The 13,951-nt window shown below is 61.6% G+C and carries 10 protein-coding genes and 1 pseudogene; 7 read left to right on the forward strand and 4 right to left on the reverse strand.

All coding sequences use genetic code 11. From position 1 onward, the window contains the following. Positions 1-254 precede the first annotated feature (254 nt). Entirely contained in the window at positions 255-941 is a 687-nt protein-coding gene (locus ACK4TM_RS14075; protein ID WP_409702341.1) for a hypothetical protein, read from the reverse strand. A 111-nt stretch (positions 942-1,052) separates the two neighbouring features. Here ACK4TM_RS14075 and guaB point away from each other — a divergent pair, with 111 nt between their 5' ends. The 3 genes and pseudogenes from guaB (at position 1,053) to ACK4TM_RS14090 (ending at position 6,054) form a co-directional block, all read left to right on the forward strand. Beyond that, the gene (guaB, locus tag ACK4TM_RS14080; RefSeq protein ID WP_409702343.1) at positions 1,053-2,501 is read left to right on the forward strand and encodes an IMP dehydrogenase; all 1,449 of its coding nucleotides are present in this window, start codon (positions 1,053-1,055) and stop codon (positions 2,499-2,501) included. Then, positions 2,501-3,652 (forward strand): RsmB/NOP family class I SAM-dependent RNA methyltransferase, encoded by a 1,152-nt coding sequence (locus ACK4TM_RS14085; RefSeq protein WP_409702345.1) that lies wholly within the window; start codon positions 2,501-2,503, stop codon positions 3,650-3,652. The genes guaB and ACK4TM_RS14085 overlap by 1 nt, the downstream gene beginning before the upstream one ends. Before the next feature lie 122 nt (positions 3,653-3,774). Beyond that, a pseudogene (locus ACK4TM_RS14090) lies at positions 3,775-6,054 on the forward strand (ATP-binding protein). 2 nt (positions 6,055-6,056) lie between these two features. On the opposite strand, the gene ACK4TM_RS14095 reads toward ACK4TM_RS14090, so the two are convergent. From ACK4TM_RS14095 to ACK4TM_RS14105, 3 genes are read right to left on the reverse strand one after another with little or no spacing between them, the layout of a single operon-like run. After that, positions 6,057-7,046, reverse strand: a complete 990-nt coding sequence (locus tag ACK4TM_RS14095; RefSeq protein WP_409702347.1) for a glucokinase — start codon at positions 7,044-7,046, stop codon at positions 6,057-6,059. A gap of 9 nt (positions 7,047-7,055) precedes the next feature. Next, positions 7,056-8,378, reverse strand: a complete 1,323-nt coding sequence (locus ACK4TM_RS14100) for a GH1 family beta-glucosidase (RefSeq protein ID WP_409702350.1) — start codon at positions 8,376-8,378, stop codon at positions 7,056-7,058. Position 8,379: 1 nt separating this feature from the next. Beyond that, entirely contained in the window at positions 8,380-9,411 is a 1,032-nt protein-coding gene (locus tag ACK4TM_RS14105) for a substrate-binding domain-containing protein (RefSeq protein ID WP_409702352.1), read from the reverse strand. Positions 9,412-9,686: 275 nt separating this feature from the next. On the opposite strand from ACK4TM_RS14105, the gene ACK4TM_RS14110 reads away from it, so the two are divergent. The 4 genes from ACK4TM_RS14110 to ACK4TM_RS14125 form a co-directional block, all read left to right on the forward strand. Next, complete coding sequence (locus tag ACK4TM_RS14110; protein ID WP_409702354.1) at positions 9,687-10,970, forward strand: ABC transporter substrate-binding protein; 1,284 nt, start codon at positions 9,687-9,689, stop codon at positions 10,968-10,970. A gap of 82 nt (positions 10,971-11,052) precedes the next feature. Beyond that, entirely contained in the window at positions 11,053-12,276 is a 1,224-nt protein-coding gene (locus ACK4TM_RS14115) for a carbohydrate ABC transporter permease (protein ID WP_409702356.1), read from the forward strand. Continuing rightward, complete coding sequence (locus ACK4TM_RS14120; protein ID WP_409702358.1) at positions 12,276-13,421, forward strand: carbohydrate ABC transporter permease; 1,146 nt, start codon at positions 12,276-12,278, stop codon at positions 13,419-13,421. Before ACK4TM_RS14115 ends, ACK4TM_RS14120 begins: the two co-directional genes overlap by 1 nt. 60 nt (positions 13,422-13,481) lie before the next feature. Next, positions 13,482-13,951 (forward strand): alpha-amylase family glycosyl hydrolase (locus ACK4TM_RS14125; protein ID WP_409702360.1); only part of this gene is annotated, 470 nt, incomplete at its 3' end.

Genomic DNA, 13,951 nt, shown 5'->3' on the forward strand with positions numbered 1-13,951 from the left:
CTGGCATTTCGAACAGATCCCGCGTCCGCCGCAGACGGAATCCAGATCGACCCCCAATTGCCGCGCGGCCGTTAGCACCGGGGTGCCGACAGGGAAATGCCCCCGCTTGCCCGAGGGGGTAAAGATAACGAGAGGATTGGTGGTCATGGAAAGGTGCCTGTTATCGTTTGCATCTTGATACAAGGTACAGGGGCAAAGCCAAGGGCCGTATCCGTCAATCCGGGCGACGGGAACGGCATTGCTATCGGCGCAGGTCAGCGCAGCACCTCGACCCCCCAAAGCCAGACCACCAGCGGCACGGGGGCGGTGGCAAAGGCCACCAGACCCAGCATCGCGGGGGTGCTGAACAGCCGGCTCAGCCCCGCCGCCAACATGATCCCGCCGCCGCCGCCGATGGCGATATTGCCCGGCGTGTTGATCGCGATCGCCACCGTGGCATAGCGATAGCGCACCACGAAAGGCACCAGCCAGCCGGGCAGTTTTTCCTGCATCGCTTCCAGCCTTTGCACGCGCGGCACGGCGTCGATCCGGTCCAGCCAATGCGCGATCCGGTGCAGCCGCATGTCGCGCAGCACGCCGATCATCCAGAGCAGCGACAGGTTTTGTCCCAGTGCAAATGCCAACCCCAGCCCGCCCACCGTCGCCAGATAGACGAAAGGCGCCACCGACGCCCCCTGAATGATCAGCAGCGCGATCCCGATCTCGACCCCCGGCACGAAGGGCATCGCCAGTAGCAGGGCATAAACCACCAGCACCGCGACAATCAGCCCGGTCATCGCGCGGGCCGAGGCATCGCTTTCCAGCAGGGCGATCTGTGATTTGAGCCAGTCGAATCCGAATGCCGCCAGCGCCACCAGCGCCAGCACCGCGCCAAAGCGCAGCGCGACCCGCAGAATGCGGCGCAACGTGCTGTAGGTGGAGGAGGGATCGTGCAAGGCCATGCCGCAACATGCGCGCGCGTCTTTGCGGCTTCAAGCGGTGATTTGACCTTTCGGCTGGCCCCCATCCATGCGATAGGGACGCGCCAACAGCCCCCTACAGGAGACAGGTTGATGGAGATTCGTGAAGCCCTGACATTTGATGACGTTCTGCTGGTCCCTGCGGCCTCAAGTGTGTTGCCGTCCACGGCGGATACCCGCACGCGCGTCACAAATTCGATCAGCATGAATATCCCGTTGCTGTCCAGCGCCATGGACACGGTGACAGAGGCGCGGATGGCCATCGCCATGGCGCAGGCGGGTGGGATCGGGGTGATCCACAAGAACCTTGATATCGCAGCCCAGGCCGATGAGGTCCGCCGCGTCAAACGTTTCGTGTCCGGCACGGTCTATAAACCTGTCACCCTGCGCCCCGATCAGACGCTGGCCGATGCCAAGGAAATGATGGAGATTTACCGCATCACCGGTTTTCCCGTCGTCGGCCCCGATGGCCGTGTCGTCGGCATCGTCACCAACCGCGACATGCGTTTCGCGCAGGATGACAACACCCCTGTCAGCGTGATGATGACCTCCGACAACCTTGCCATCCTGCATGAACCCGCCGATCTGGATGAGGCGCGGTCGCTGATGCAGGCCCGCCGCATCGAAAAGCTGCTGATCACCGATGGTGACGGCAAGCTGACCGGGTTGTTGACGCTGAAAGACAGCGAACAGGCGGTACTGAACCCCTCTGCCTGCAAGGATGCGCTTGGCCGGTTGCGCGTTGCGGCGGCGTCCGGCGTGGGGGATGCGGGATTTGAACGGTCGCAGGCGCTGATCGACGCTGGCGTCGATATGATCGTGATCGATACCGCGCATGGCCATTCCGAAGGTGTGGCGCGCGCGGTCGAACGGGTCAAGGCGCTGTCGAATGAGGTGCAGATCGTCGCCGGCAATATCGCCACGGGCGAGGCTGTGCGCGCCCTGATCGGCGTGGGTGCCGATGCGGTCAAGGTCGGCATCGGCCCCGGATCGATCTGCACCACCCGGATGGTTGCCGGTGTCGGCGTGCCGCAACTGACAGCGATCATGGATTGCGCGCAGGCGGCGGGCGATGTGCCGGTGATCGCCGATGGTGGCATCAAGTTTTCCGGCGATTTCGCCAAGGCGATTGCGGCGGGTGCGTCCTGCGCCATGGTTGGATCGATGATCGCGGGCACCGATGAAAGCCCCGGCGAGGTGATCCTGTATCAGGGCCGCAGTTTCAAATCCTATCGCGGCATGGGGTCTTTGGGTGCCATGGCCAGCGGATCGGCAGATCGTTATTTCCAGAAAGAGGCGGCCAGCGACAAGCTGGTCCCCGAAGGGATCGAAGGGCAGGTGCCTTACAAAGGCTCCGCCCATGCGGTGGTGCATCAGCTTGTCGGCGGGCTGCGCGCCGCGATGGGCTATACCGGCAATGCGACGATCGAAGAGATGCGCAAGAACTGCACTTTCGTGAAAATCACCGGGGCGGGGCTGAAGGAAAGCCATGTCCATGACGTGCAGATCACCCGCGAAAGCCCCAATTACCGGATCGGCTGATGACACCCGGCGCGCGGGTTGCCGCAGCGATCATTGTGCTGGACCAGATCAGGGACGGCGCCTTCGCCGAACAGGCGCTGACCGCCTGGGCGCGCGGCAGCCGCTATGCCGGGGCCAAGGACCGGGCGGCGGTGCGCGATCACGTCTATGATGCGCTGCGCGCGAAACATTCGCTGGGCGACGGCGATGGGCGCGCGCTGATGGCGCGGTTGCTGCAGCGGGATGGCGTTGATCTTGACAATATCTTCAATGGGATAGGTCACGCGCCTGACGTGCTGAGTGAAGAAGAGATTGCCGCGTTTTCGATGCCTTTGGATCTTTCCGCGCCAGCCTCCTGCGATATCCCCGACTGGCTCTGGCCCGCATGGCAGGCGTCCTTGGGTGCCGATGCTGTCGCGGCCGCACAGGCCCAGCAAACCCGCGCCGATGTGTTTTTGCGCATCAATCAGCGCAAGGGCAGCGTGGATGATGCAATGGCAATGCTGGCACAGGACGGCATCGCCACCGCACCCCACGCGCATGTGGCCACATGCCTGCGCGTGCGGGACAACCCGCGCCGGGTCAAGTCATCCGCCGCCTATCTGACCGGGCTTGTGGAATTGCAGGATGCGTCGTCGCAGCGCGCCGTCGGGCTGGTGCCGGTGGGCGCGCGTCTGCTGGATTATTGCGCCGGGGGCGGGGGCAAGGCGCTGGCCTTTGCCGATCTGACCGATGCCACCGTCTTTGCCCATGACATCGCACCGCAACGGATGAAGGATCTGCCAGACCGGGCGCAGCGCGCCGGTGTGACGATCCGGACACTGACCAGTGCTGAATTGCCGGGTCACGCGCCCTTTGACGTGGTGTTCTGCGATGCGCCCTGCAGCGGCAGCGGCACATGGCGGCGCACGCCGGATGCAAAATGGCGGCTGGATGTCGACCGTCTGCAGGCGCTGATCGCCATTCAGGCCGATGTGATCGCCGCGGCGGCAAAGCTGGTCGGGACGGGTGGCGTGTTGGCCTATGCGACCTGTTCGGTGCTGCGGGCAGAGAATGACGATATCATCGACAGCTTTCTGGCGCAGCATCCCGGCTGGCGGGTGGCGCTGCGCGATCAGGTGCTGCCGGGGCCGGATGGCGACGGGTTCTATTTGTGCATCCTGGCGCGCTGAGCAACTTTTAGTTGTAAATCTTCCTTTTTTATGTCGCGTTAAGAAAGGCTTAATCCTTTCACATGTAGGGTTGTGCTGAACGAGTGAACGGGTGTTGTGTGGCCGCCTTTCCATCCATTGCCATGGCTTCGGCCGATCCGGTAAAATTCTCGCTTTGGGCGCGTTGGCTGTTGCTGGCCGGGTTTGTGGTGATCATCGCCGCGCTCTGGGCCGGGGCGGGGCCGCTGCTGGTCGTCGGGGCTGTGCTGAAACTCGTTGCGGCGGCGCTGGCGGGGTATTGCGTTTTTGCGCAAGGGCGACAGGCGCAGATTGACCAGATCGCAATACGGGTCATCGGCACGCAGCCTGATTGCGCCCTGTTGACCGATCAATCCGGCCGAATCCGCTATGCCAATCAGGTCGCGGCGGATTGGTTCGGCGATTGGCGGGGCCGGTCGGTCACGGATGCGTTCGGCAGCGTTCTGGCCGACCCCGGCCCACCCCTGCGGCGTCTGATCCGCGGCGCACGGCAGCAGGGCAGCGGCACCGAAAATCTGGTGACACGGCAAGGGCATTTCGGCCTGTCGGTGGTGGCATTGTCGCAGACACGGTTCCTGTGGCGGATGGATGATCTGCGCGCGGCGACGGCACGGGCGCAGGACCGGTTGCCTTTGCCGATGATCGCGCTTGGCAAGGATGATCGGGTTCTGCATATCAATACGGCGATGCGCGTGCTGATCGGGCGGGATGTCACGTCGCTGGATGATCTGTTCGATGACCTGCCGCTGGCCAGCGGGCAGCGCCATGTGGTGAAAACCGGTAATGGGCCGCTTTCGGTGATTGCCGCGCTGACTGGCGGGCTGAACGGGGCGCGCAATCTTTATCTGCTGGTCGATCAACATGGGGACGGGCCACGTTTCTTTACCGCCGGCTGGCACGCGATCGAGGAATTGCCAATTCCCTTGCTGAAACTGGCCGCCTCGGGCGCGGTTCTGGGCACCAATCGCGAGTCGCGGCAATTGCTGGGGATTGCGGATGGGCAGGATCTGACGATCACCGATCTGCTTGACGGTCTGGGGCGGCCGATCTGCGACTGGCTGCGCGAGGCGATTGAAGGGCGCGGCGGGCGGTCGCCCCAGTTCCTGCAAGGCCGGGGTGCGCGTCAGGATACATTCGTGCAGGTCACGCTGAATGCGGCGGGCGGCAGCGCGGACCCGCATCTGATCGCCGTGCTTGACGATGTGACAGAGCTGAAAACACTGGAAGCGAAATTCGTGCAAAGCCAGAAAATGCAGGCGATCGGCCAGCTTGCCGGCGGGGTGGCGCATGATTTCAACAATTTGCTGACCGCGATTTCAGGCCATTGCGACCTGCTGCTTTTGCGCCATGATGAAGGCGATCAGAATTACAGCGACCTGATCCAGATCCATCAGAACGCCAATCGCGCGGCCAGCCTTGTGGGGCAATTGCTGGCCTTTTCGCGCAAACAGACGCTTTTGCCAGAGGTGATGGATCTGCGTGAAACGCTGTCGGACCTGACGCATCTGCTGAACCGGCTGGTGGGCGAAAAGGTGACGCTGACGCTGGATCACAGCCCCGGCCTGTTGCCGATCAGGGCCGATAAGCGGCAGCTGGAACAGGTGTTGATGAACCTTGTCGTCAACGCGCGCGACGCGATGCAGGGCAAGGGCGCCATCCGTGTTGTCACCAGAACCTGCATCTGGCCGAACCGATGGTCAAGGACCGCGCTGTCGTGCCCCGCGGCGATTATGTGGTGGTCAAGGTGATTGATCACGGCCATGGGATCAGCGCGGAAAACCTGCACAAGATATTCGAACCTTTCTACACCACCAAACGGCCGGGCGAGGGCACCGGGCTGGGCCTGTCCACGGCTTATGGGATTATCAAACAGACCGGCGGCTTTATCTTTGCCGACAGCGAACCCGGCAAGGGCACCGAATTTTCGCTGCTTTTCCCCGGCCATGACCTGCCGTTGTCACCCCCTGTCGCCACGCTCCGGCAACGCAGGCCGCAGGCAAGCCCCGCGAGCGGCGTGATCCTGCTGGTCGAGGATGAGGCACCGGTGCGCGCCTTCGCCTCGCGCGCGCTACGGCTGCGCGGCTATCATGTGCTGGAGGCCGATTGCGCGGAAACCGCCTTGACCATGCTGGAGGATGACAGCCTGATGGTCGATCTCTTCGTCACCGATGTGATCATGCCGGGGCAGGACGGGCCGACCTGGGTACGGCAGGCTGGCGCGCAGGCCGGGCACGCCGGTGGTTTTCGTCTCCGGCTATGCCGAGGATGCGTTCAACGACGGGCAGCCACAGATCCCGCATTCAGTGTTTCTGCCCAAGCCGTTTTCGCTGAACGATCTGACGCAGGTCGTGCAGGACCAACTGGCGGAAAGGCCGGGATCATGATGTCAGACCGGCGGTTGATCACCTGCGGTCAGGGCGACAAGATGGGCGGCCGATCCTGTCAGGGCGGCATAATCGTCTTCCACCACATGAACCGCGAAATTGGACATGAACCCGGCAAACCGTCCCTTGTCGCGGAAGGATTCGCCAAAGCCGAAACCGGTCAGATGCGGGGCAAAGGCGCGCGCGACCCCGCCGACAAGGTAAACCCCGCCGAACGGCAGCTGGATCAGGGACAGATTGCCGCAAACCGTGCCAAGGATGCGGGTGAACATCTGGGCCGCCGCCACTGCGCGCGGATCGCTGCCATCGGCGCAGGCCGCCATGATGTCTTGTGCGGCGGATTCGCGCGGATCGCCCGCCTCGTTGCCCAGAAAGGCATAGACCCGTTCCAGCCCGCGGCCCGACAGCACGTCTTCCACCGCCGGAAAGCCATGCGCGGTGGACACGAACTGACACAGGCGCAATTCCACCTCGTTGCGGATCGGCAGATTGGCGTGGCCGCTTTCCGATGGCGTCACGATCCGGCCTGCGGGCAGGTCGAAAACCGGGGCGGCGTTGAACCCGGTGCCCACGCCGATCACCAGTTTCGCCGCCTGCGCGCCGGCATCCGGGCCGGGCAGGATGGTACGGATATTGGCCGCATCCAGATACCCCAAGGCGTGACCCTGCGCCTGCAGGTCATTGAGGATGGACACGGTTTCAGCCCCGGTCGCCCGCGCCAGCGTGGTCTTGTCGATCGTCCAGTCCAGATTGGTCATCGTCGCCCGCCCGTCGCGCACGGGCCCTGCCACCGCGACACAGGCGGCAATCGGATCGACCCCGCCTTCATCGGCGATATAGCGGCGCAGCACAGATTCCAGCCCCGGAAAATCGGTATTGGCATAGCGGCGGATCGTGGTTTCGATGATCTGGCGACCATGGGCCAACGCGACACGGGTATTGGTGCCGCCGATATCGGCGACCAGCGCATAGGTGTTCGGGGGATGGGCCATGGGAAATTCCTAACGCGCGATGGCGGATTTGAACGCGTGATAAGATGCTTTCGGTATCCGCTTCAAGGTCTCGAAATCGACATGGACCATGCCAAAGCGTTTTTCATAGCCAAAGGCCCATTCGTAATTGTCCAGCAGCGACCAGTAGAAGAACCCTTTCACATTGGCCCCCGCATCAATCGCGGCGCGCGTGGCAGTGACGTGGTCGGATATGAACTGCGCCCGTTCGGGATCAGCGACCGCGCCGTTTTCGACCCGGTCATCCCAGGCCATGCCGTTTTCGGTCACGTAAAGCGGCAGATCGCCCACATAATCCGCCGCCAGCCGGGTCAGAAAGGACCGCAGCCCATCGGGGTAGATTTCCCACCCCATCTGGGTCTTGGCACCTGGCCCTTCCTGCGATGCCAGATGCGGCCAGGGCGCGCTGGCATCCTCGGTCACCTTGTGGCGGGTGTAGTAATTGACGCCCAGAAAATCGATTTTCTGGCTGATTTCGGCCATGTCGGCCTGCCAGCCATCCGGCATATGCGGCGCGAAACCGTCCAGCGCGGGGGCGGGGTAGGTGCCTTTGGTCACCGCCTCGACGAACCAGCGGTTCATGATTGCGTCCCAGGTCGCGGTGGCGCGCGCGGCACCAGCGCTGTCATCCTGCGGCTCGGTATGGTCGAAATTGAGCACCACGCCGCAGTTCTGCATGCCCTTGCCGCGCAGCCGGGTCATTGCCATGCCATGCGCAAGGTTGATGTGATGCATGGCGCGCGCCGTGGCGCGGATATCGCGCAGGCCCGGCGCGTGATGGCCCAGAAAATGCGACAGGAACGCCACGCACCAGGGTTCGTTGATCGTCGCAATCGCATGCACCCGGTCGCCGATCCGGTCTGTGATCACATCGGTGAAATCGGCAAAGGCATGACAGGTGTCGCGGTTGGTCCAGCCGCCCTCGTCCGCCAGCGCCGAAGGCAATTCCCAATGATAGAGCGTCTGAAACGGCTTCAGCCCGCGTTCGAGGATCGCATCGACAAGGCGATCATAAAAATCCAGCCCTTCGGGATTGATCGTCCGCCCGTCGGGCATGACCCGTGCCCAAGAGGTGGAAAAGCGGTAAGCGTCCATCCCGGCGTCGCGCAGCAGGTCAAGGTCTTCACCAAAACGATGGTAATGGTCGCAGGCCAGCGCGCCGTCTTCGGCGCGCACCACATTGCCCGGCGTGGCGGCGAAAGTGTCCCAATGCGTGGGGCCTGCGCCGCCAAATTTATGCCCTTCGATCTGATAGGCGGCGGTGGCCGCCCCGAACAGAAACCCGTCAGGGAAATCGTTACGTGTAAAGTTCATGTCAATCCTTTCGGGGGGCGGGCCCGGTTGAGCGGCCCACCATCAATTCGGCTTCCAGCAGGACATGCTGATGCGGCAGGTCGGGGTCCGCGACGGCGGCAAGCAGCATTTCCGCCACCCTTGCCCCCGCCATCCGGACAGAGGACCGCGTGGCGGTGAAGATCGGGATGTCATCGCCGTTCTTGAGATAGGACAGATCGTCGTCATGGGTGATGATCGACACATCGCGCCCCATGACCAGCCCCGCCTCTTCCACGGCGCGGCGCGCGCCGAGCGCGGAAATGAGCGAGGAATACAGGAACGCCGTCGGCGGATTGTCCAGCGCCAGCATGTCGCGGGTGGCCTGATAGCCGTAGGTTTCGGTCATTTCGCGCGCATACATCAGGGCCGGATCGACGGGAATACCGCGCGCGATCAATGCTTTGGTGTAACCGTCGCGGCGACGGTCCGCGAAATCCATGAATTCCATCCCGTTGACCAGCCCGATCCGTTTGTGCCCCAGATCGATCAGGAAATCGGTCGCGCGCTGAAACGCATGCCGGTTGTTCATGTCGAGCCAGGAATAGGGCAGATCGACACCCGATGACCTGCCATGCACCACAAATGGCATCTTGATGTCATGCAGCAATCGGATTCGCCCGTCATCAATGCGGGGGCCGTGCACGACAACGCCGTCCACCGCGCGCCGGGCTTTCAGCCCACGATAGATCTGTTCTTCTTGCGCATCATCGGATGTCGACAGGATCATTTCATAGCCATGGCGCGCATAGGTTTCACCGGCACCGGCGATGAAATCACCAAAAACCGGGTTGACCATTTCATGTTTGCTGGAAATCGGGATCACATGGCCGATGGCCAGCGCCTTGCCGGTGGCTAGCCCCTTGGCCCGGTTGCTGGGGCGGTAATGATATTGCGCCGCCGCACGTTCGACCCGCAGACGCGTCGCCTCGTTCACCTCGGGATAGCCGTTCAGCGCGCGGCTGACTGTGGTCTGGCTCAGCCCCAGTTTTTGGGACAATTGCTTGAGGTTCATTGGCGGGGGCTTCCAAAGCGCTATCAATCCGGCGGATAAGAGAAAGCAAGAAAAAACTTTTGTCAATCTATCCGTAAACGTTTCAGTAAAGCCGATGCGATGAAAATCCAAGGCTTTTTTTCAGATTTGCCTAGCTTATTGACAAGCGGCGTTTGTTGATCAACTGTCGCGAAATCCAAAGCGCTTTGAGAATAATGATTCCAAGGCGCCAAAGGGCGGATCGGACAGTCAATGTCCATAAACGCGCGGATATCGCGTTAAGGGAGGAAATTTTTATGAAAACGAAACTTTACGCCAGTGTGGCGGCAATGGCTTTGGGCACGGTTGCGCAGGCGGATGGCCATTTGGCCGGTCAGCAGATCACCGTCGCAGGCCCCTGGCTGAGCCCCGAGGCTGAAATTATCGCTGAAATTTTCAGCATTTTTGAAGAACAGACCGGTGCCAGCGTCAGCTATGTCGGTTCCGACAGCTTTGAACAGCAGATCATGATCGATGCGGAATCCGGTTCTGCCCCCAATGTCGCCGTGTTCCCACAGCCCGGTCTGGCCGCAGATATGGCGCGCCGCGGTTTTCTGACGCCTCTGGCCGATGATACCGCCGATTGGGTCCGCGAAAATTATGCCGCGGGTCAGTCCTGGGTCGATCTGGGCACCTATACCGACCAGAATGGCGAAGATCAGCTTTTCGGCATGTTCTTTCGCGTCGATCTGAAATCGCTGGTCTGGTTCAGCCCCGAGAATTTTGAAGATGCGGGCTATGAAATCCCCGAAACCATGGAGGAGCTGATCGCGCTGTCCGACCAGATCGTCGAGGACGGCGGCACCCCGTGGTGCATCGGTCTGGGGTCTGGTGCGGCGACCGGCTGGCCCGCGACCGACTGGGTCGAGGATATGATGCTGCGCACGCAGCCGCCCGAAGCCTATGACGCCTGGGTCACCAACGAGCTGCCTTTCGACAGCCCCGAGGTCATCAATGCGATCGAACAATTCGGGATCTTCGCGCGCAACGACGATTATGTCGCCGGTGGGTCCGGTGCCGTCGCCACCACCGATTTCCGCGACAGCCCGCGCGGCCTGTTCGACAGCCCGCCACAATGCTACATGCACCGTCAGGCGTCGTTCATCCCGGCGTTTTTCCCTGACGGGACCGAGATCGGCGAGGATGTCGATTTCTTCTACTTCCCCGCTTATGAGGCCGAGGATCTGGGCGCACCCGTGCTGGGTGCCGGCACATTGTTTGCCATCACCAATCCGACCGATGGCGCACAGGAACTGGTCGAATTCCTGCGCAGCCCCGAAGCGCATGAAGTCTGGATGTCCAAGGGCGGGTTCCTCACACCGCATACGGGCGTCGATCCTGACGCGTTCATCGACGACACATCGCGCCGTCTGAACGATGTTCTGCTGAATGCGACCACCTTCCGCTTTGACGCATCGGACCTGATGCCCGGCGCTGTGGGTGCAGGATCGTTCTGGACCGGCATGGTTGATTATGCCGGTGGTGCCGATGCGGCGGACGTGGCTGCCAGCATCCAGTCTTCCTGGGACGCGATCCAGTAAGTCGGATTCGACTTAGACTTTGGATGATCCGGCCTTAAGGTCGGGTCATCTGTAAGAATGTCATCGCGCGGGGAGGCGGTTTATGAATCCGGCACTACAGGGACTTGTGACGATTTTCATCGGGGTCGGCGGCTGTCTGGCCTATTTTTATTTTTCCAACCAATTCCTGGACAAGGTGCTGTATCCCGCCAAGGGTCCGCAGGCCGGGCGCAATATCAACCGCGCCAATCTGATCCGTCCGTGGCTGTTTCTGTTTCCCGCGATCTTTGCGCTGGGGCTGTATCTGGCCTATCCGGTTGTCGCGACCCTTTGGTATTCGCTGACCGACCGCAATCAGGGCGGTGCCTTTGTCGGGCTGGCCAATTACCGCCAGATGATGAACGAGCCGAAATTCTGGGAAGCCTTGCGCAACAACATGCTCTGGCTGATCATCGTGCCTGCGGCCGCGACTGCTTTTGGTCTGCTGGCCGCGCAGCTGACCGACCGGATCAAATGGGGCGCGATTGCGAAATCGCTGATCTTCATGCCGATGGCGATTTCGTTTGTCGGCGCCTCGGTGATTTTCAAGCTGATCTATGACACCCGCCCGGCGGGGCAGAACCAGATCGGGGCGCTGAACGCGATCTGGTTGCAGTTCGAAGGTGGGATCGGGTCATTTCTGATCCTGCGCCTGTTGCCCGGTGCGCTGATGATCTCTGCCGCCGCGCTTGCGCTTTATCTGGCTTGGCAGGCGGTGCAGGCGATCCGCGACAAGGGGCTGGGGGCCACGGCCATCCTGCGTGTGGTATTGATCGCTGTGATGCTGTTCATTGCCTATTCGTCCCTGTCGCTGGCCTATGGGGCCTTTACCAATGTGCATCCTTACGGCGTGCCGCAGACATGGCTGACCATTCCGGGGTGGAATTCCTTCCTGCTGATGGTGGTGCTGATCTGGATTCAGACCGGTTTCGCCATGGTGATCCTGTCCGCCGCCCTGCGCGGCATCCCCGAAGAAACCATCGAGGCCGCGATTGTCGACGGTGCCAACCCGTTTCAGGTGTTTTTCAAGATCAAGATGCCGCAGATTTCCGGCACCATCGTCGTGGTCTGGACCACGATCACCTTGGTCGTGTTGAAGGTGTTCGACATCGTCTTCGCCATGACCAACGGGCAATGGGAAACGCAGGTGCTGGCCAATTACATGTTCGACAAATTGTTCCGCGCCTCTGACTGGGGCGTCGGTTCGGCAAGCGCCATGGTGATCATGCTGCTGGTCAGCCCGATCCTGATCTGGAACGTCTATAACGCCCGCAAGGAGATGCGCTGATGGAAAATATCGCTGGCCGCACATCCGCGCTGAACTGGATGGTCCATATCTCTGTCGTGGTGCTGGTGCTGCTTTGGCTGTTCCCGACCGTGGGTCTGCTGGTGTCGTCTTTCCGCACGTCCGATCAGATCAGCAGCAATGGCTGGTGGCAATCTTTGTTCCCCACCGAACAGAACATGACCCTGCGCACCGACAGCCCTGACACGCAAACCTTGATGGATGGCGTCTATGTGGTGCAGGGCAATCTGTTCGGCGCAACGTCCGATGCCGAGATCAGCGTCTGGGGCGTCACCTCGCGCGCGATTGATACCTATGTGCCGGGCGATACCGCCGATCTGGGTGATGGCGTCACGATCACGGTCGATGCGGATGGCACCTATGTCTGGACCAGCCCCGAAGAATTGACGGGCCGGGGACAGCGTGTTTTTGCCACGGCGACCACGCCACCGGAATTCACGCTGGATAACTATGACACCGTGCTGGTCAGCGGCGGGCGCACCGACAGCATGACGCGCGCGTTCTTCAACACGATGACAGTGACAATCCCCGCGACGATCATCCCAATCGTGATCGCGGCCTTTGCGGCCTATGCGCTGGCGTGGATGGATTTCCCCGGTCGCGCCTTGCTGATCGCCGCTGTCGTGGGCCTGCTGGTGGTGCCGTTGCAACTGGCGCTGATCCCGCTTTTGCGCCTGCATCTGGAAATCGGGATCGGCAAGGGGTATCTGGGCACCTGGCTTGCGCATACGGGGTTCGGGCTGCCGCTCGCGATATATTTGCTCCGCAATTACATGGTCGGGCTGCCGCGCGATATCATCGAAAATGCCCGCGTCGACGGGGCCAGCGATTTCCAGATCTTCACCAAGATCATCCTGCCCCTGTCCTTTCCGGCACTTGCATCCTTTGCGATCTTCCAGTTTCTGTGGACCTGGAACGACCTTCTGGTCGCCAAGGTGTTTCTGATCGACGCGACGGGGCAAACCACCGTCATGACCGCCCAGATTGTCGAACTTCTGGGCACGCGCGGCGGCAATTGGGAGATTCTGGCCACGGCGGCTTTCGTGTCCATTGCGGTGCCGCTGGCGGTGTTCTTTTTGATGCAGCGCTATCTGGTGCGCGGTCTTCTTGCCGGGTCGGTCAAGTAACAGTTTAAACCATCGCCCGCGCCGCAGGTTACGGGCCTTACTTAGTACAGGATAAGACAAATGACGACGGCACTTGCCACAACCCTCGACATCGCCATCGACAAAGACTGGTGGCGCGGCGCGGTGATCTATCAGATCTATCCGCGCAGCTTTCAGGACAGCAATGGCGACGGTATCGGGGATCTTCTGGGGATCGTGCAGCGGTTGCCTTATATCGCGTCGCTGGGTGTCGATGCGGTCTGGATTTCACCTTTCTTCACCTCGCCGATGCAGGATTTCGGCTATGATGTCAGCGATTACTGCGATGTCGATCCGATGTTCGGGTCGCTGGCCGATTTCGATGCGGTGATCGAAACCGCCCATCGTCTGGGCATCCGTGTGATGATCGATCTGGTGCTGTCGCATACCAGCGCGCAGCATCCATGGTTCATCGAAAGCCGGTCCAGCCGCAATAATCCCAAATCCGACTGGTATGTCTGGGCCGACCCGAAACCCGATGGCACGCCGCCCACCAATTGGCTGTCGATCTT

The sequence above is a fragment of the Yoonia sp. genome, from assembly GCF_046292185.1.
Lineage (GTDB): Bacteria > Pseudomonadota > Alphaproteobacteria > Rhodobacterales > Rhodobacteraceae > Yoonia.